The sequence below is a fragment of the uncultured Sanguibacteroides sp. genome, assembly GCF_900543425.1.
Taxonomy (GTDB): Bacteria; Bacteroidota; Bacteroidia; order Bacteroidales; family Marinifilaceae; genus Gabonibacter.
In genome coordinates this window covers 22,281-41,261 of sequence record NZ_UQRQ01000002.1, presented here as the reverse complement: position 1 = coordinate 41,261, position 18,981 = coordinate 22,281, and the positions used below count along the sequence as shown (strand labels likewise).

Here is an 18,981-nt window from a genome sequence, read left to right as displayed (position 1 = left end):
ACAATAGCGTATTGTAATTGTTCATGGAAGATACCTATAAGACAGTAGAAGCGATTGCCGAAGGCCTGTACAAGGAAAAAGGCAGTCGCTTTATTTCTTATATTTATCCGGTATCTGACGAAGAAGAAATTAAAGAGATTATTGCCGGTCTGAAGACTCAATACTACGATGCCCGCCATCATTGTTACGCTTATTGCTTGGGTACAGACAGACTGCGATTTCGGGCTAACGATGATGGTGAACCTTCTTCCACGGCCGGAAAGCCGATTCTCGGACAAATCCATGCCCACGAGCTGACGAATGTCCTGATTGTCGTGATCCGGTATTTCGGGGGGACAAAATTAGGTGTTTCCGGTTTGATTCAGGCCTATAAAGAAGCGGCCTTTGATGCGATCGCACATGCCACGATTATTGAAAAAACCGTAAATGAATTACTTCGTATCAGATTCAGCTACCTGGTGATGAATGACGTGATGAAAGTATTGAAAGAGGAGGAACCGGAGATTTTGGAGCGAACTTTTGAAATGGATTGTGATATGTTGTTAAGTATTAGAAAAAAAGATGCCATTCGTCTTCAGGAGCGTTTGTTGAAAATCGAATCCCTGAATTTGGAAATACCCGAAACCTGACTTTCTTACGGTACTGAATTTTTTTTATACCGAAAACTTTTTTGAAATTTTCCCCGTAAATCCTTGTAGAATCAATAGGAATCACTATCTTTGCACCGCAATTGTGAAAAACAATTGACGATTCAGTAGCTCAGTCGGTAGAGCACAACACTTTTAATGTTGGGGTCCTGGGTTCGAATCCCAGCTGGATCACGGAATAAAACCCAGATCGATACGATGAACGATCTGGGTTTTTTGTATTATTGTTGCTTCCTGTAACTGTATATGGCCCAGCAGTAGAGTCCGACGGCAAAGCTTCCCAGTACGCCTAACTGGAGCGTAATATCTCCGATTCCGCTTCCTTTCAGGTAAACCGTACGCATGATCTCCATAAAGTAACGTAGCGGATTGGCATAAGTGATATATTGTGCCCATTGCGGCATACTGCTGATGGGGGTAAACAGGCCGCTCATCAGGATAAAAATCAGCATACAGAACCACATGACGAACATGGCTTGTTGCATGGTGGCCGAATGATTAGAGATGACCAATCCTAACCCTGAGACTACCAGTATGAAAATCAGCGTTGCAATGTAAATGGTAAAAATGCTTCCCTCGGGAGTGAGTCCGTATATGAGCCAGGCTAAGCCGATACAAAGATTCAGGATTACAAAGCCGATGATCCAATAGGGTAATAGTTTTGCTAAGGTAAAGGTAAAACGACTGATCGGTGTTACATTGATTTGTTCGATCGTCCCTGCTTCTTTTTCACTTACGACATTTAACGCGGGAAGAAAACCGCAGAGCATGACTAATATCATGGTCATAAGTGCGGGAACCATAAAGACCTTATAGTTCAGGTGCGGGTTAAACTGATAACGGATGGAAGTAGAAGTGTTTTGCGGTGTAAGGATTTGTTGTAGGTAGGCACTTCCCAATCCGCCTTTCGTACCGTTTACGGCATTTACGGCGATAAGGACGGAGCTCGGACGTTCGTTGGCCTGTTCTTTTTCAAAACCGCGAGGGATTTCCAATAACATATCGGCTCTGTCTTTTTCAATGGCTTTTAGTCCTTTCGCGTATGTGGACGGGAGTTCTGTGAGTTTAAAATAGCGGGAAGCCTCTATACGGTGAATCAGTCGATCCGACGACGGACTATGATCGTTATCGATAATAGCCAGTCGCAGGTCTTCTATCTCCAATGTGGCCGCCCACGGCATGACGAGCATCATCATGCAGGGGAATATCAGGATAAGACGGGGCAGGAAGCTATTTCGCTTCAATTGTTTAAATTCTTTTTCAATGAGATAACGCAATATCATGGTGATTCCTCCTTACTCTAAACGGTTTTTAAATTTGCGGGTAGTAATACAGATCAGGACGATAGCCATTACCAGTAGGATGGCCGTTTCCTGCCATACGTAGCCGAAAGGAACGCCCTCTATCATTAACTTACGGACTAAGGTGACATACCAACGTGCCGGGATAAGACAGGAGACTCCTTGAAGGATACGAGGCATACTCTCTATCGGGAAAATGATGCCGGATAAAATAATAGTTGGGATCATCAGTACCATTCCGGAGGCCAGCATGGCCGCTACCTGCGTACGGGTGATACAGGAGATCAGCAGTCCGAGTGCCAGCGATACGAAAATAAATAACAATGATACTCCTATCAGGCTAAGGAGACTTCCGGCTATCGGGACGTCTAATACGAAAACGGACAACAGCAGGATAATAACCAGGTTCAGGATGGAGAGAGCAAAATAGGGTACGGCCTTTGAAAGAATGACAAACAACGGGTTCATAGGTGAGACCAGCAGAATCTCCATGGTTCCGGTCTCTTTCTCGCGGACAATAGAGATGGAGGTCATCATGGCGCAAATCAGCATCAGGATCAATCCCATAACTCCCGGTACGAAATTATAAGCACTTCGCATTTGAGGGTTATATAGTAGTTTGGTGTGTACGGCCAATGCGGGTTTTAGTCCGGTTTCTACTAACTCGGCTTGAGCTGTAGCGATCACTCCGTTGGCATAACTACCGCGGGTAACGGCTAAGTTCGGATCGGTTGCATCAGCAATAATCTGAATGTTTTCTGTGTCAAAACGCCGTTGGTTTAATGCCGTGGGAAAGGCGATGCCCAGTTCAATTTTATTCTGCCGGAACAAACGATTTAGTTCTTCGGCAGAATGAACCACGTATTTTACCGTAAAGTATTCGCTTGCATCTATGCGGTCGATGATATGACGGGTATCCGAATCGATGGATGAAGTCAGGATGGCAGTTTGTACATCTTTCACCTCGGTGGATATGGCAAATCCGAAAAGGATGATTTGCACGACGGGCATACCGATGAGAATAAGTAACGTACGTCGGTCGCGTAAAATATGGTAGAACTCTTTTCTGATAAAAGCGATAAACTGTTTCATAATAATTACATTAATCTGATGAACGGGTGGCATGCCGGGCTAACTGCTGAAAGACTTCGTCCATGTCTTTGGCATGAAAACGGGCTTTTAGAGAATCAGGAGTGTCCAGGGCTTTGATCTGTCCGTCGACCATCATGGAAATACGGTCGCAATATTCGGCTTCATCCATGTAATGGGTGGTCACGAAAACAGTAAGCCCCCGGTCGGCTGCCTGATAAATCAATTCCCAGAACTGGCGACGGGTAACGGGATCTACTCCTCCGGTCGGTTCGTCCAGGAAGACCAATTGCGGTTCATGAAAGATTGAGACGGAAAAGGCAAGACGCTGTTTCCAGCCTAACGGAAGCTCGCGTACGAGGGTGTTCCGTTCTTCGTGTAAGCCTATACGCTTTAGCATTTGCTCGGTACGAGGTGCGATTTCAGAAGCAGGTACTCCGTAAATTCCCGCAAAAAGTCGTACGTTTTCCCATACTTCCAAATCTTCGTAAAGGGAAAATTTCTGACTCATGTAACCGATGTGTTTTTTCACTTCTTCGCTTTGAGTGCGGACATTGTAGCCCAGGACTTCTACCTCACCCGAGGTAGGTAGGCTTAACCCGCAAAGAATACGCATGGCCGTGGTTTTTCCTGCACCGTTGGCTCCCAAAAAACCGAATATTTCACCTCGTTTTACCTCAAACGAGATATGATCGACAGCCGTAAAATTACCGAACTGTTTCACCAGTTGCTCAACCCGGATAACGGATTTTTCTTTCTGTAGCATCGTGTTTCGTTCTAAACCCGGCGGACAGAGAATCTCCTTGAACTCTTCCAGGATGACTTCCGGCTTGTCGATACCTTTGATATGTCCGTTCTGGATAAAAGCAATGCGCTCGCATTGCTTGGCTTCGTCCATAAAGGGGGTTGAAACGACGATCGTGATACCTCGTTCCTGTAATCGATGAAGAATCTGCCAAAACTCTTTCCGTGATACGGGGTCGACGCCGGTAGTCGGTTCGTCCAGAAAAAGTACGTCCGGGTTATGAATCAATGCACAGCAGAGGGCAAGTTTCTGTTTCATCCCACCCGATAAGGCTCCTGCCCGGCGATTTTTGAAAGGAGCAATTTGTTCGTAAATTTCCCGGATTTGTTCATAATGAGCTTTGACACTGGTATGGAAGACCGTGGCAAAGAAGTTTAGGTTTTCTTCAACCGTCAAGTCCTGGTAAAGTGAGAATTTGCCGGGCATATAACCGATGTTACTCCGTATTTGCCGATATTCCTTGATGACATCGTAATTGTTAACACGTGCCTCTCCCTCGTCGGCGACCAACAAAGTGGTAAGGATACGGAAAAGCGTACTTTTACCGGAACCGTCCGGTCCGATAAGCCCGAACAATTCACCGTTGCTTACCCGAAAGGATATGTCATGTAAGGCTTCTGTCTCCCCGTAGTGTTTGCTGATATGATCGACTTCTATCGCGTATTTCATGATTAGAATTTTATCTCGCCGTACATGCCTATTTTAATGGTTCCGTCGTTGCGAACGGCGATCTTGACCGCGTAAACCTGATTGGCACGTTCGTCGTCCGTCAGGATGGTCTTCGGGGTAAACTCCGCTTCATCGGCTATCCAAGTTACGCTACCTTCGTATTCTTTTTTGTTGTCATGACCGAAATCGGCGAAAACCTTCACTTTGTTTCCCAAATTGACAGATGATAGTTGAGCCGAGGTGATGTAAGCGCGCAGGTATATGTTTTCCATATCGGCTATTTTAAAAAGCGGTTTTCCGGTCGAGGCCAATTCTCCCGGTTCAGCGTATTTGGCCAGTACGGTACCGTCGATAGGGGCCAGAATCCGGCATTTTTGTAGTTGGTCTTCTATCTGTGCGATTTGGATGGCAACCGAGGAACTCTGTTCGTTCAGGCTGACGGTACTGTTTTGTAAGGAGGAGATCTGTGCATCTAATTGTCGATGCAATACGGCAAGCTGAGAATCCCAATCGTCCAATTGCTTTTGATTGGCGGCATTTGCCTTTAATAGGTTCTCTACGCGTGTCCTCTCGCGCTTGGCTGTGGCAATCTGTTCTTGGGTTGCTGCTATTTGCTTCCGGATATCGGGTCGTTGACTGTCGACCGATTTCATACTGGCTTGCAATTGGAGCTTCTTCAGGTAGAGCTGTACGGTATCGACCAGTCCGACTTCTGTACCTTGAGTCAGTTTGCTGCCTTCTTCTGCATTCAGGTAAAATAATTTGCCGTTGGCTTCGGAAGAAACAATGATCTCTGTTGCCTCGAAAGTTCCGGTGGCGTCGAATTCTTTTTCGGATTTGCAGGCCGATAAGCTGGCCAATGCAATGACAAGGAGAGTATTTGAGAATTTCATAGCGTCTCTATTATAGGTTGGTTAAATGTTTCTGTTGGTATATATCCATGAGTAATTGTATTTCATGAAGCGCTTTGTTTTGCTTCGCCAAGCTTTCGTTGGTCAATTCCCGCAGCATTTCAGTCACGGTCAGGGTACCGTTCGCTACTTTCGCTTCAGCCGATTTGCGAATATTGACACGTAAACGTATAATTTCATTGTCTGTTTCCATCTGCTTCCGTAAAGTGGTAATAGCTCCTTCCTGTTCGGCTAATTGCATACGGGTATTGAACAGGAAAAGGTCTCGATTACTTTGTATTTGCTGTCGTTCGGTTTCCAATTTGCGTTTATCGTTTCTTAAGGTATACAGGCTGCCGAAGTTCCAGCTCAGGCGTGCGCCTACGATGTAATAAGGTTCAAAAGCATTTTTCAGCATGTTTAATCCCGGATTTCCGTAAGCCCCTTGTGCAAATAGACTGAATTGGGGATGATATCCGGTTCGTAGGGACTGTTCTTTTACATTCAAATGGTGTTCCTGTGCCGTGTAGAATAGTAGTTCGGGTCGGTTAATAGTGAGAGGAAGAGGATATTGCGGAATGTCCGGTTTTGAGATTTTCGTGTCTGCGGCCAGCTCCTCACCTGTCAATAAGGAAAGCATACGTAGGTAGGCAATCCGGTTTGTCTCCAAACCGATCCGTTGTTGACGGGTGTTGAGAATTTCTACCTGTACGGCATCCACGTCAGCGTCGTTTGCAATTCCGTTATCCCGGTAGGCTATGATGTTTTGCAAGTTCCGTTCCAGTTCTTCCTGCAATAATGCGTTTTGTAAAAGCTGTTCATCCAACAAAAGAATACCGAAATAAACTTGATTTACCCGTTCGTTCAGTGCGTACATGTTAACGTCTAATTGACGCTCCGCCTCATCCGATGAAGCTTTGATCTGTTGTTTCTGATAATGGATGTGTCCGCCGTCCCAAACATTTTGTTTTACTTCCAACATGATTTGGTATTGGTCTTTGGGTAAGGTTTTAAGAGAGAGTCCCGACAATTGAACGGGTAATGTGGTGACATCACTCTGGTAAGAGGCTTTCCCGCTGAGGCTGATTTGCGGCAGATTGCCTTTGGCTGCATTGGCTAAGCTATAATTTTCCGATAGCTCGATCAATTTGTATTGGCGGACAAGAGGGTAATTGGCATGCGCTTTCTGCCGGCAGCTGTCCAATGTCAGTTGTCCGAACGTATGTGTACATAGACAGATAAATAGTATTAGAAAAAAGCTCCGTATCATACAATCGATTTTTTATTGTTTCTATTACAAAAGTAAACGTTTCATATATACGCAAAGGTTCTATTAGTTGTATGATATGTTCTATTTGTTCGATTTTTTATTATCTTATAGCTTGTATCACCATGGAATATTATCTTTGCAGGATATCAGATGAATTTTATGAATCGGAATGGATTATTGGCTTTGGCTTTAAAGCAGGTTCACGATTACCCGGTGGAACCTTGTAATGCCTATCGTTTTATTTCTGCGGACTTGGGGTTTGTGCGCTCTGTTGCGGGAATGCAGGAACTGAACGGTTCATTGATCGTTTTTGGGTTACCTTACCGGTTGACCGAAGGGCGTATTGTGTATTTACGTTCGGGGTACATCCGCATGCGTGCTAATTTGCGCGAGTTGACGGTTACGCCTCGCCATCTGGTGGTAGCTTCTCCCGGTACCGTGATTCAGTTGATAGAGATGTCTCCGGATTGCGACTTGTCCATGTTGGCATTTGCTAATAGCTTTATGGAGGGTTGGCAGAAAGAAGAGTCGTTAATGGCTTATTTGCAGGGACGGCTTTATCTCTATTTACCTTTGGAAGAAACGGCTGAACGACGCCTGGAAACCCTGTTCTCCCTTCTGTGGGATATTCTGCATGATATTCCTTTTCAAAAGGAGATGATTCAAAATCTGATATCCGTGTTGTTTCATCAGATAGCTTCTCTCCAGAAAAGTAGTGATTCCGGGGAACAGTATAAATGTACACGCCAGGAAGAGATATTCAACCGGTTTGTCGATCTGGTGAATAAATACGCTATTCGTGAACGCAACGTTTCTTTTTATGCCGGGCATCTTTGTTTGACGCCTCGTTATTTAAGTACCTTGATACGTCAGGTGAGTAATCGTACGGTCATGGATTGGGTGAACGAGGCTGTTATCCAGGAAGCGGAGATATTACTTCGTCATAGTGATAAATTGGTCTATCAGATTGCCGATGAGTTGAATTTTCCGAATTCCTCGTTTTTCTGCAAGTTTTTTCGTCGTATGACGGGGAAAACACCTCATGAATACCGGCAGGAGTTATAACGTTATCCCGTAAATTCGCGATTCCTCATTCCACGGATGGTAACCGATACCTATATATTTAAACCCGTATTTCTCGTAATACCCCACGTGATCGGTTGATAGGTATAAATTCTGAAAACCTGCGCTTTGGGCATCCTGCATGGCCCTTTTGACCAGTAAATGTCCGTAAGCATGCCCTCTGTGGTGTTCTTCAATAAACAAACCGCAAAGCCAGGGATATAAATCCATCCTACTGATAAAATCGTTCGTGATAAGCCCTGCGCATCCGATCCATTCATTCCCCTTTACGAGAATATACCATTGGGGCAGGGAAGCGAAAGCCGTAATGCAATGGGATATGCAGTCGTCATAAATAATCCGGGAGACAGAAGACCATTTGCTGCTGATATACTCTATCGCTTTATCTTTAATTTCGGGATTTTCCCTTACTGATAAGACTTTTACCTGCATCGTTTCCATCTGTTTATTCCGTTAGATTTGTCAAATATATTCATTAATTATGTATTTAAAGTTATCCGGTAACTTAAATACGGATAAATTATTGGGAAAAACGGGTAAAAACGGTTAAGGTGCGTTGTCCGGTAAGCGATACGGTCTGTCATCTTGTCTCGATAGGATTTTTTGAAATAATAAAGGAGTCTCTTTTGAGATTCCTTTATTCCTGACTTTGTTCCTGGTCTTGTGTATATAGATTGTCGATGATGCCGTCTACTAATCCGATCGTGGGGACGAGGATTAGGGAGGATGCGGTCTGGTCGGCGATTTCCAGAAAAATATCGGCAGCATGGGTGATCACGTCGGCCCGGTCGGGACGAAGATTGAATTTCCGCATGCGTTCTTCCGTCGTGAACGTTTTCAGGATGGCATTGAGTCGACGAAGCTCTTCTACCGGAAATTCAATATTGTTTTTTTCAGGGGTACGGGCGAGACGGAATAGTTTATTGATGTTTCCACCGGAACCGATAATTTGAATGTCGGAATATTGTATGTTGAATTGTGAGAGATCCCGGCGGAGACGGGAATAGACCTCTTTTTTTACACTTCCCTCGAGAAGACGAACGGTACCGATATTATAAGACCGGGAGTTTTTAAGTTTGCCTTCGTGAATCAGACTGATCTCCGTGCTTCCTCCTCCCACATCCACATAAATATAGTTGGTATTTTTGTCGAGTAACTCTTCAATATGGTTATCATAAATCAAACGAGCCTCCTCTTCGCCATTGATGATCTCGATTTGAATGCCGCTTTTACGCGAAATCTCTTTGATCAGCTCTTTTCCGTTGACGGCATCCCGGACGGCAGAAGTGGCACAAGCCCGGTATTTTTTCACATCGTATATTTTCATCAGTTGCCGGTAGGCTTTCATCAGGCGTTGTAGTTTTTTCCCTTTTTCTTCGGATATTTCGCCTTTGGAAAAAGTATCCTCACCCAGTCGCAGGGGAATACGCACTAATTGTTCCTTGTTGGAAAGAGGAACGAGTGATTCCGTATTTATACTTTTAATCAGCAAACGGACGGCATTTGAACCGATATCGATAGCGGCGTAATTTACTTTACTCATGGTTGTTGATTTCTATTTCTGTTTTTTGCAAATAATGTTTATAGAGGGCCTCTTGTGAATGTACAGCTTCTCCCGAAGAGATCGTCCAGGGAAGATTCCGGCCGGAACCGTCGACGATTCGTCCTTGAAAATTGTCCTGTAATCCGTAAGTGATGATCTGTTTGAGTTCCTTTTGTATATCCCGATCGTAAATGGGAGCCATAACTTCGATTCGATTGTCAAAATTGCGGGGCATCCAGTCTGCCGAGCCGATGACGTAGGTCTCTTTGCCCTCGTTCGCGAAAATAAAGATACGGGAGTGTTCCAAATAACGGTCGATAATTCCGTTGATGCGAATGTGATCGCTAAGGCCGGGGATTCCGGTGACAAGGGAGCAATTTCCCCTGACCAATAACTCTATGTTTACCCCGGCAGTTGAAGCCTCGTATAGTTTCTCAATGATAGTCCGATCCGTGATATGGTTGACTTTACCTTGAATATAGGCGATTTTTCCGGCTTTCGCGTTTCGAATTTCCCGGTCGATCCGGCGTATTAATTGTTTGCGGGTATCGTTCGGGGATACTACTAATTCACGAAAACGTACCGGAGTATAAGGTTTTTCAATGAAGTCAAAAACCGAATTTACCTCTTGTACCAGTTTTTTGCGAGCCGTCAGTAAGGTTATGTCTGTATATTGACTTGCGTTTCCTTCATGGAAATTGCCCGTGCTGATACAAGCAATATCTCCTTTCGCACTTCCGATGTGGAGAAGCTTAGAATGTATTTTAAGACCTTCCACTCCAAAAATAACTTTGATTCCGGCATCTTGCATTTGTTTGGACCAATTGATGTTCGAAGCTTCGTCGAATCGGGCCAATAGTTCGATGACCACGGTTACTTTTTTCCCGTTTCGAGCCGCACATATCAATGTTTTGACGACTTTAGAGTCCTTGGCCAATCGGTAGAGGGTCATTTTGATACTGTGGACGTTCCGGTCTATAGCGGCTTCACGTAAGAGTCGCAAGAATGAAGAAAAACTATGGTAGGGATAATGCAGGAAACGATCCTTCTCGCGTATGTGTTCCAGTAAACTCTCTTCGGCACCGAATTTGAGCGTGAGGATCGGAAGTATGGGTGCATATTTCAGATCCGGTCGGTTACAGTTCGGAAATTTCATCAAGTCTTTCATATTGTGATACCTGCCTCCGGCTACACGCGTATCCCATCGATCGATGTTAAGCATACGGGTAATACGGCGAAGCATGCCCGCGGGCATTTGGGCATCATAGACTAAACGTATGGGTTCTCCTTTTTTACGGCTTTTTACCCCTTTGGCAATTTTTTGCATCACGCTATTGCGAAGGTCCGTTTCCAATTCCATTTCGGCGTCTTTGGTAAATTTGAAAGTGTAGGCGTCAAAACAAGAAAAGGGGGTACCTTCAAAGATAAACGGCAAACAAAAGCGGACCACGTCGTCGAGGAATATCAGACATATTTTATCGTCTATATTGGGTAAACGTAAAAATCGTCCGAACTCTTTTACCGGTAGTTCGATTAACGCGTAGTTCCTTCCTTTTTGTACGGTTCGATTCGTGTTTTTTATCGAGAGTTGAACGGCGAGGTAGATATCGTCGTCAGGTTGATCGTTTAATTGTCGGAAGTTGGATATGAATAACGGATTGGTCGATCCGTTGAGTTGGTTGTCGTAAAGTTGGCGAATGTATTGTTTTTGTTCATCGTTTAACTCCGTTTCATTTAATATCCAGATATTGTTTCGTTTCAATTCATTGTCTATGTTCTGAAAGGTTTTCTCAAAGCTATCGGAATAGATGGAGTTAAGACGATTGATTTCTTTGAATGTTTTTAAGGCGATTTTGCGTTCGTTATTTAAAGATTTTCCCTCGTACTCGATAATGCGATTAAGAGAGGCTACCCGGACCCGGAAAAATTCATCCAAATTGTTGGAGTAAATGCCAAGGAAACAGAGTCGTTCTAACAAAGGTACGGAGGTTTTCTGTGCTTCCAATAAGATACGTTGATTAAAATACATCCAGCTAATATCCCTTTCTATGTATGTTTCGGATATACAATTTTCTTTCTTTTTCATACGTTGGAGACTGCTCCTGATTTTTTGCTCAAAAGTAGAACGGACAGGTTACATACCTGTTACGTTTCGGTTATATTTATTGTAATAATCGAGCTGCTATAATCCGGTTTGACGAAGAGGGGGGATAACGAAATGAGGGGGAAAGAATGATATATTTGTTCCGGTATCGTTGTCTTTAAGGGATAAGTGTTAAAATCACAGGAATATTTGAATATCAATAAATTTTTTATTTTGTAATGCCTTGAGGTTGAACAAAGACAAGAGAAAATACGTAATTTGTATTAAATGTATGTTTTTTTCTGACAAGATTTTTTTTATATTTGTACTGTTAACACCACTTAGTTTACCAACTAAAACGGAGAGACCTTCGGGTCTCTTTCTGTTTTTAAGGTGGACGGATCAGATGACTTGGACGGTCTTTCCTAATGCTGTAATGGTTTCTCCTTTTATTATTTTGGCTCTTTTCCGTTTTTCGATTTCTCCGTTCCGGCGTACTTCTCCATTTTCCACTAATACTTTTGCCATACCGCCGCTTTCCGCAATGCGGGTAATCTTCAGTAATTTGATTAACTCGATGTATTCGGTAGTAAGTTCGAACGTTATCATAATGTTGTAAATTTGATGCAAAGGTAACTATTTTTTGCAGCATACCGTAAAGTAGAAACAACTTGAAGTTCGACTTGTTATTTTTGCAATCTCTTAAAAATGATAAAGGATTGTTTTCCTTTTCAAAAGGGGGGGGAGAAGGTTGAAAAAGACCTTCGGTTAGTTTTAATGTAAAATAGATTAGCATGAAAAAATTTTTTGTATTTGTATTCGTATGCATATGTAGTTTGTCTTCTTTTGCTGAAGGTTTCCAAGTCAATTTGTTAAGCACTAAACAGACAGGAATGGGACACGTCGGAGTGGCAATGAAGTTAGGGGCGGAAAGTATGCATTTTAATCCGGCAGGGCTGGTTTTTATGAATCAGTCCGTAGATCTTTCGATTGGAATGTCGGCTGTCATGGCGCAAGCAAAATATTCATCGGATGGGTATTCCGTTAAAACGGATAATCCTGTTAGTACCCCGATATATGCTTATGCCGGATTCCGAATCTATGATAATTTGGCTGCCGGTATTGCTTTTAATACTCCTTACGGTAACTCTTTGAAGTGGCCTAAAAATTGGTTAGGTGCCAATCTGATTCAAGATATCAGCTTAAAAGCCTATGTGATTCAACCTACCTTATCTTATAAAATTATGGACGGTTTGAGCGTAGGTTTTGGTTTGCAATTGGCCTTCGGTGAGGTAAATCTTTCACGTGCATTGCTGAGTGTTAACGAGTTTCAGACTGTCGGAAAAATGATAGAAGCTGCACCTCTTCCTATTCCCGATGAACAAAAAGAAGCGATTGTCCAATTGATTAAGGATACCAAAGTCCCTCCGGCTTACGCTCGTTTGGATGGGAAAGCTCATGTGCGGGTAGGTTTTAATGTGGGAGTAATGTATGAACCTTGTGAAAAAGTGACGATAGGATTCTCTTATCGCTCGAAAATTGAAATGAGGGTAAAAGAGGGGGAAGCCGAATTGACCTATGCTAACCAGAGTATTGAAAATTTATTAGGACAATTGGGGGCTATTGTTCCGAACTTGTCTATTCCTAAATACGATCAAGGTACTTTCCATGCCGAACTGCCTTTACCTTCCAATACGACATTAGGCGTTAGTTATCGTCCTACCGATCGTTGGGAGTTGGCATTGGATTTACAATACGTGGGATGGCAGGCCTACGATTCTCTGAACGTCTATTTTAATGAAGCGGAACTGGGAATTAAGCCTATTAAGGCACAGAAAAATTATAAGAACACCATGATATACCGGATAGGAGCCAAATACAAGACAACGGATCGTTTGGATCTGCGTGCCGGAATTTACTACGATCAAAGTCCGATACGGAAAAATCACTATAATCCGGAGACTCCGGGAATGAATAAATTAGGTATCTCTGCCGGGCTAACTTTTTCTCCTTACAAAAACCTGGAGATCGATTTTGCCTTTTTGTATATTCAGGGATTCAGCCGCCATGGAAATTATACCTCTCAGAATGTAGTTATTCCCGGACAGAAAGATGTATTCTCCGGAAAATATAAATCTACGGCGTTCTCACCTTCTTTGGGAATCGCGTACCGATTTTAATAAAAATACCGAAAAGTATAAATTTTTTTCATTAAGTGGTAAATGAAAATAGTATTTAAAACGCCTGTAAGGTACGACAAACCTTACAGGCGTTTTATATCGGATTGTGCTTAAGAGTACGGAATCCGTCCAAATTTGCGAATCTGCTATATGAATCATATTCCGTTTCTGTGGAGAATAAATTTTAAACAAAGAGAATAAATATTCGGAGGTCTATGACTTTTTTTATTACGATACGTATATTGTATAAAAATGATAAGTATGGAAAAAATGAGTCATATTCCGGAAAAGGGAACAAAGAAAAGAGTGGTGATTGTCGGTGGAGGGTTCGGTGGCTTGAAATTAGCCCGGGAATTGGATGATAAAAAATTTCAAATTATATTGATCGATAGAAATAATTACCATTTGTTCCAACCGCTTTTGTATCAGGTCGCTACTTCTGCTATCGAGCCGAGTGAAATCTCTTTTCCTTTTCGTCGGATTTTTAAACACCGGAGAAATTTCCATATTCGGGTATGTCAGGCAGAGGAAGTTTTTCCCGATGAAAACCGCTTATTGACTTCGATCGGTTTCGTCGATTACGATTACTTGGTCATTGCCACGGGAAGTCAGACTAATTTTTTCGGGAATCAGGAGTTGGGAGCCCTTACCATGCAGTTGAAAAATACTTCGGAAGCATTGTTTGACCGGAACAAAATCATTGAGAGTTTTGAAAAGGCTTTGAATAGTGAGGATGAGGGAGAACAAAGGCGTTTATTGACTTTTGTTATTGTCGGTGGGGGGGCTACCGGAATAGAGCTGGCCGGAGCTTTGGCCGAGATGAAAAGGTTCGTTTTCCCTTCGGATTATCCGGATTTGGATGTAGATAAAATGCGGATTATTTTAGCCGACGGGGCGGATCGTGTGTTGGGAGCCTTTACACCGAAGTCTTCCGGTTACGCGGAACGATATTTGAAGAATAGGGGTGTTGAAATACGTCTGAATGCCTTGGTGAAGGAGTATGACGGTAACGTGTTGACTTTTGTAAATGGGGAATCGATTGAAACGTGTAACGTGTTTTGGGTGGCCGGAGTGAAAGCAAACGGGCTAAAAGGTTTTTCACCTGATACATACGGTAAGGGAGATCGTTTGATCGTGGACGAGTTTAGTCGGGTAAAGGGAATGGGGGACATTTTTGCAATAGGGGATACGGCCGTAATGATTACTTCCGGAAATCCCCACGGGCATCCTCAGGTCGTTCAACCGGCTATACAACAAGCCCGGTTATTGGCTAAGAATCTGTATTGTATGCTTCATGGGCGTCCTTTGCGGGTGTTCAAGTATCGGAATAAAGGATCGATGGCAACAATCGGGCGTAATTCTGCCGTGGTGGAATTGAATAAAATACGTTTTAGCGGGATAATGGCCTGGCTGTTATGGCTGTTTGTCCACCTGATGAGTATTGTAGGCGTGAAAAATCGTTTGTTTATTTTTATCAATTGGATGTGGAGCTATGTCACCTATGACCAGGCTTTGCGTTTATGGATAAGGCCGGAAGAGAAACAGAAAAAAGTTTCTTGAAAACAAAAAGCACTGTCCAATTTTATTATTTAGGCAGTGCTTTGAGTATTTTGTTTTTACTCTCCGGTGGGTTGAACTCCGGTTGCTACACTCTTGCTGCGTTCAATGGATTGTAGTGCTAAATAGTTTGCCCCGAATTTACCGAGATTATCCAACTCCGTTTCGTATTGATCCTGGTGTACCTCTTCTTCCGCAACCAGGGCTTCAAATAATTTTTTAGATACGGAATCTGCATTGGCAGCACATTCGTTCGCCCATTTGTTGTAGTCGTTCACGCTGCCTTCTTCCATCGCCGTTGCCGTCTCCAGCATCTCTTTCGGATCGTGAATATGCTTGATATCCGAAGCGGGCTTCATTTCAACTTCTCCCTTTAGAAAAAGAATGCGTTCAGCCAGTTGTTCCACGTGCATCATCTCTTGGATGGCCGTGCGTTTGAATAAGCCGGATAGTAAATCATATCCCATGTCGTCACAACGGAAATGAAAATACATATATTGATGAACGGCAACTAATTCATCCGCAACGGCTTTGTTTAATAATTCAATGCTTTTTTCTTTTTTGCTCATAATTTTTTGAAATAAGTAGTTATACAATCTATTATGATGCAAGGTAGAAAAAAAAAGTAAATAAACATAAAATCTTACCGCATTTTGAGAATACCGATTGATCGATTTTTGCAAGTATTCCCCATTTGTAGGGAGAGAGTATTGTTTTTTAACTACAAATGGGGATTTCCCGGAACGTTCTTCTCTTTTATTTTTGTCATGCAATATTGATCAGATGTTGAATAAGATGAACAAGAGTAATCATTAAACAATTTATCAAATGAAAAAAATAGGAATATTTTATGGTTCAACGACTGGGGTAACGGAAGCTATTTCAGAAAAAATGGCCGATCGCCTGAATATAGCTGCATCGGATGTACACAACGTGGCTGATACGGCTGTAAATGCAATCGAGAATTATGATGTTTTGCTTTTGGGTTCTTCTACCTGGGGAGTTGGAGAATTGCAGGATGATTGGCACTCTTTTTTAGATAAACTGAAAAAAGAAAATTTAACGGGAAAAAGTGTTGCCCTTTTCGGATGTGGAGATTCCGTCTCTTTCGGCGGTTCGTTTTGTGATGCTATCGGGATTATTTATCATGAACTGGAAGGATCAGGGTGTAAGTTTATCGGGGCCATAGGATCTGAAGGGTATAGCTTTGATGCTTCAGAAGCCTATGTCGATGGAAAATTCGTGGGGTTGCCTATAGATGAGAGTAATGAACCCGATGATACGGACCAACGGATAGATTCCTGGTTGGATAGTATGAAGATGGAGCTCGAATAGGTCGTTTGTTTCTAAAAGGTGTTCGGAAATTGTTTCGGAACGCCTTTTAGTTTATTGTAAATAAAAATATGGAATATGTTGACTGATAATTCTTTTTCTGGAAATATAAAAATCTTTTTGCATCACATATACGAGTTGCAAAAGGGAATACGCTCTATGGTCTTGTGTACTTTGTCAAAAAAAGAAGAAGATTTTGCCGTTCGACGTTTACAAGAACGTGAAATAGATTATTGTTGTCAGGAGGTAGGAAACGGGTATATCAATATTTTCTTCGGGTGTAAAGAGTGTCTTAACGTGGTGCGGACTTTCGTGGATCGCCCGTTGAATGATTTGACTCCGGAAGAGGATTTTATTCTCGGAACTTTATTAGGGTATGATATCTGCCAACAATGCGAACGTTTCTTTCAACAAAAAAAGAGGAATGCTATTCGGGCTTAAAAATCTCTGAGACCTTTCCGTTTTCTGCAATATACTTATACAATGCCTTGTAAAACGGATGGCGGGTTAGGGTGGAAGAATCTCCTATGATCATCAATTTCATTCTGGCTCGCGTGATGGCGACATTCATTCGGCGGAGATCGTTTAGGAATCCGATTTCTCCTTTTTCGTTGGCCCGGACAAGGCTAATCATAATGACATCTCTCTCCTGTCCCTGGAATCCGTCCACGGTATGGATAGTTAATAATTTTCGGATGGGAATAAAAAAATGATTTTTTTTGATAAGTTGCCTCAGGTATTGGACTTGAACCCGGTAGGGTGATATGAGTCCGAAATCGATACGCTCGTCGATAACCCGTCCGATACCGATCTCCTCAATGTACTCTTGAAGTATTTTAACCAATAGTTCTGCTTCCGGTTTATTGATGCGTCCGAAATTCTCCGAAACCGAAGTTTCTGTAAATGCACAAGATGCCGTATTATACCAGACGATAGGAGTATCCCATTCAAGGATATTCCGTCGTGAGACCTCGGGAGATGCTTTTAGGGAGTTGTGATAAAACCAGAAAGAGGGGAAGCGCATGATCTCTTCGTGCATGCGGTATTGGATTTCCAACATGGAGGTGGTCTCTGGTTTCCGTTGAATAATTTTTTGAAGAAGGGTTTTGTCTAATCCCTGACGGGCTGCTTCGTAACATTTTATCGTGGGTGGAAGTTGATGATGGTCTCCCGCTAAGATAACCCTTTCGGCTTTGGCGATGGCAATCCAGCAAGCAGCTTCCAATGCTTGTCCGGCCTCATCGATGAAAAGGGTTGAGAATTTTTTCCCATTTAGTGTTTTGTTGGCCGATCCTACAAGAGTACAGGCAATGACACGTGCTTCTCCGAAAAGCTGTTCTTCTATGCGGAGTTCCAATTCGATATTTTTTTCCCTTAATTGGCGTAGACGGGATAGAAGTGTCTCTCTTTTATCGCCTTTTGTCTTTTTTATTTGTGCAATGATCTCCCGAATGTTTTTTCGTGCATTACGCAAAGCCGGGTAGGCGGGATGTGATTCGAATCGCCGTTCATAGGTAAAGGAGAGCATTTTTTCGTTTACCCGGGTCGGATTACCAATACGCATGACGTTTACCCCCCGGTCCAGTAACTTCTCGGATATCCAGTCTACTGCCGTGTTACTTTGAGCACACACGAGAACTTGATTTTCCCGTCGTAACGTTTCGTAAATAGCCTCTACTAAAGTCGTCGTTTTACCTGTTCCGGGAGGTCCATGCACGATCGCTATCTCTTTTGCCCGGATGACCCGATTGACGGCTTTTTCTTGTGATCGGTTCAGCCAGAAAAAACGGGTGTCCGGTATTTCTCTGTATTGAGAGGGTGTATTTCCTAAAATGATTTCTCTCAGATGTGCTAATCGATTGTTTTTGGCCTCCATGACTTCTTTTAGGGCGGAGAACATTGTTTTGTATGAAGTCCCGTCAAAATAGAGTTGTACCCCTAACGTGTGGTCGCCTTGTAAATCAAGAAGTACATTGGAATGAGGCATGACGACCAACATGCTGTTTTCTTGCACGTAACTGATGACGCCCGTGAAGCTGAAATAATGAAGTCGTCCCGTGGCAGTATCCGATTTGAAGAAGCAAACAGGGCGTCCGTATTCAAAGTTGTGTTCGGTCTCTTCTCCTTCTTCCCGTCTGATCTCTATCGTAAATTGATTTAGCGAATTATAATAACTTTTGTGGACGGTCACAGGATGCCAGCATACTCCTTGCCGGACTCTTTTTATTATTCCGGCATACTGGGTTTGCTGAAAAAATAGTTCCTTCTCATACTCGTATTCCTGTTGCAATAGTTTGTATTGTTGTAACAGGTCGACTAATGGAGAGATATTGATTTCGGGCTTCATGCGTCTTGAGGGATATTTCAGGCACAAAAGTATACATTATTCTCATAACCGAATATCGTATAATGGGAAATGAATCGTTCCCGGGGAAGATTTTTTGAGAATAAAGCAGCTAAAAGAGATTTCTTTATTTGAACAGGCATGGGGTGCAGCATTAATAGTCTGCGACCCCAACGCCTGTGATTACA

17 protein-coding genes and 1 tRNA gene are annotated in these 18,981 nt (G+C 42.9%); 7 read left to right on the top strand and 11 right to left on the bottom strand.

Annotated elements, in window-relative coordinates:
- Window positions 1-23 precede the first annotated feature (23 nt).
- Together QZR76_RS01255 and QZR76_RS01250 are read left to right on the top strand one after the other, a co-directional pair.
- On the top strand, window positions 24-629 hold the full coding sequence (locus QZR76_RS01255) for a YigZ family protein (RefSeq protein WP_294139669.1): 606 nt from the start codon (window positions 24-26) through the stop codon (window positions 627-629).
- Between the two features lie 119 nt (window positions 630-748).
- Window positions 749-821: transfer RNA gene (locus QZR76_RS01250), tRNA-Lys, on the top strand.
- Between the two features lie 47 nt (window positions 822-868).
- Here the strand turns inward: QZR76_RS01250 and QZR76_RS01245 are convergent.
- From QZR76_RS01245 to QZR76_RS01225, 5 genes are read right to left on the bottom strand one after another with little or no spacing between them, the layout of a single operon-like run.
- Window positions 869-1,927 carry an ABC transporter permease gene (locus QZR76_RS01245; protein WP_294139914.1) on the bottom strand — a complete coding sequence of 353 codons (1,059 nt, stop codon included), beginning with the start codon at window positions 1,925-1,927 and terminating at the stop codon, window positions 869-871.
- Between the two features lie 15 nt (window positions 1,928-1,942).
- The gene (locus QZR76_RS01240) at window positions 1,943-3,040 is read right to left on the bottom strand and encodes an ABC transporter permease (protein ID WP_294139667.1); all 1,098 of its coding nucleotides are present in this window, start codon (window positions 3,038-3,040) and stop codon (window positions 1,943-1,945) included.
- Window positions 3,041-3,050: 10 nt separating this feature from the next.
- Complete coding sequence (locus QZR76_RS01235) at window positions 3,051-4,511, bottom strand: ATP-binding cassette domain-containing protein (RefSeq protein WP_294139665.1); 1,461 nt, start codon at window positions 4,509-4,511, stop codon at window positions 3,051-3,053.
- A gap of 2 nt (window positions 4,512-4,513) precedes the next feature.
- Window positions 4,514-5,404 (bottom strand): HlyD family efflux transporter periplasmic adaptor subunit, encoded by an 891-nt coding sequence (locus QZR76_RS01230; protein ID WP_294139663.1) that lies wholly within the window; start codon window positions 5,402-5,404, stop codon window positions 4,514-4,516.
- 10 nt (window positions 5,405-5,414) lie between these two features.
- Window positions 5,415-6,671 (bottom strand): TolC family protein, encoded by a 1,257-nt coding sequence (locus QZR76_RS01225; RefSeq protein WP_294139662.1) that lies wholly within the window; start codon window positions 6,669-6,671, stop codon window positions 5,415-5,417.
- A gap of 159 nt (window positions 6,672-6,830) precedes the next feature.
- On the opposite strand from QZR76_RS01225, the gene QZR76_RS01220 reads away from it, so the two are divergent.
- Window positions 6,831-7,736 carry an AraC family transcriptional regulator gene (locus tag QZR76_RS01220; RefSeq protein WP_294139661.1) on the top strand — a complete coding sequence of 302 codons (906 nt, stop codon included), beginning with the start codon at window positions 6,831-6,833 and terminating at the stop codon, window positions 7,734-7,736.
- On the opposite strand, the gene QZR76_RS01215 is transcribed toward QZR76_RS01220, so the two are convergent.
- From QZR76_RS01215 to QZR76_RS01200, 4 genes are all read right to left on the bottom strand, one after another.
- Window positions 7,731-8,195, bottom strand: a complete 465-nt coding sequence (locus QZR76_RS01215; protein ID WP_294139659.1) for a GNAT family N-acetyltransferase — start codon at window positions 8,193-8,195, stop codon at window positions 7,731-7,733. The genes QZR76_RS01220 and QZR76_RS01215 overlap by 6 nt on opposite strands.
- 196 nt (window positions 8,196-8,391) lie before the next feature.
- Complete coding sequence (locus tag QZR76_RS01210) at window positions 8,392-9,297, bottom strand: Ppx/GppA family phosphatase (protein ID WP_294139657.1); 906 nt, start codon at window positions 9,295-9,297, stop codon at window positions 8,392-8,394.
- Window positions 9,290-11,383: an RNA degradosome polyphosphate kinase gene (locus QZR76_RS01205; protein ID WP_294139655.1), complete on the bottom strand. Its 2,094-nt coding sequence runs from the start codon at window positions 11,381-11,383 to the stop codon at window positions 9,290-9,292. Before QZR76_RS01205 ends, QZR76_RS01210 begins: the two co-directional genes overlap by 8 nt.
- A 399-nt stretch (window positions 11,384-11,782) precedes the next feature.
- Window positions 11,783-11,989, bottom strand: a complete 207-nt coding sequence (locus tag QZR76_RS01200; protein ID WP_294139654.1) for an RNA-binding S4 domain-containing protein — start codon at window positions 11,987-11,989, stop codon at window positions 11,783-11,785.
- A 185-nt stretch (window positions 11,990-12,174) separates the two neighbouring features.
- Here QZR76_RS01200 and QZR76_RS01195 point away from each other — a divergent pair, with 185 nt between their 5' ends.
- Together QZR76_RS01195 and QZR76_RS01190 are read left to right on the top strand one after the other, a co-directional pair.
- Complete coding sequence (locus tag QZR76_RS01195) at window positions 12,175-13,560, top strand: outer membrane protein transport protein (protein WP_294139653.1); 1,386 nt, start codon at window positions 12,175-12,177, stop codon at window positions 13,558-13,560.
- Between the two features lie 261 nt (window positions 13,561-13,821).
- Window positions 13,822-15,120, top strand: a complete 1,299-nt coding sequence (locus QZR76_RS01190; protein WP_294139652.1) for an NAD(P)/FAD-dependent oxidoreductase — start codon at window positions 13,822-13,824, stop codon at window positions 15,118-15,120.
- 56 nt (window positions 15,121-15,176) lie between these two features.
- On the opposite strand, the gene QZR76_RS01185 is transcribed toward QZR76_RS01190, so the two are convergent.
- On the bottom strand, window positions 15,177-15,686 hold the full coding sequence (locus QZR76_RS01185; protein WP_294139650.1) for a bacterioferritin: 510 nt from the start codon (window positions 15,684-15,686) through the stop codon (window positions 15,177-15,179).
- Between the two features lie 259 nt (window positions 15,687-15,945).
- Between QZR76_RS01185 and QZR76_RS01180 the strand changes: the two genes are divergently transcribed.
- Complete coding sequence (locus QZR76_RS01180; protein ID WP_294139648.1) at window positions 15,946-16,452, top strand: flavodoxin; 507 nt, start codon at window positions 15,946-15,948, stop codon at window positions 16,450-16,452.
- Between the two features lie 75 nt (window positions 16,453-16,527).
- Complete coding sequence (locus QZR76_RS01175; RefSeq protein ID WP_294139647.1) at window positions 16,528-16,890, top strand: DUF2023 family protein; 363 nt, start codon at window positions 16,528-16,530, stop codon at window positions 16,888-16,890.
- Here the strand turns inward: QZR76_RS01175 and QZR76_RS01170 are convergent.
- A complete protein-coding gene (locus tag QZR76_RS01170; RefSeq protein WP_294139645.1) occupies window positions 16,877-18,796 on the bottom strand; it encodes an AAA domain-containing protein in 1,920 nt (639 codons plus the stop codon). The genes QZR76_RS01175 and QZR76_RS01170 overlap by 14 nt on opposite strands.
- Window positions 18,797-18,981 lie beyond the last annotated feature (185 nt).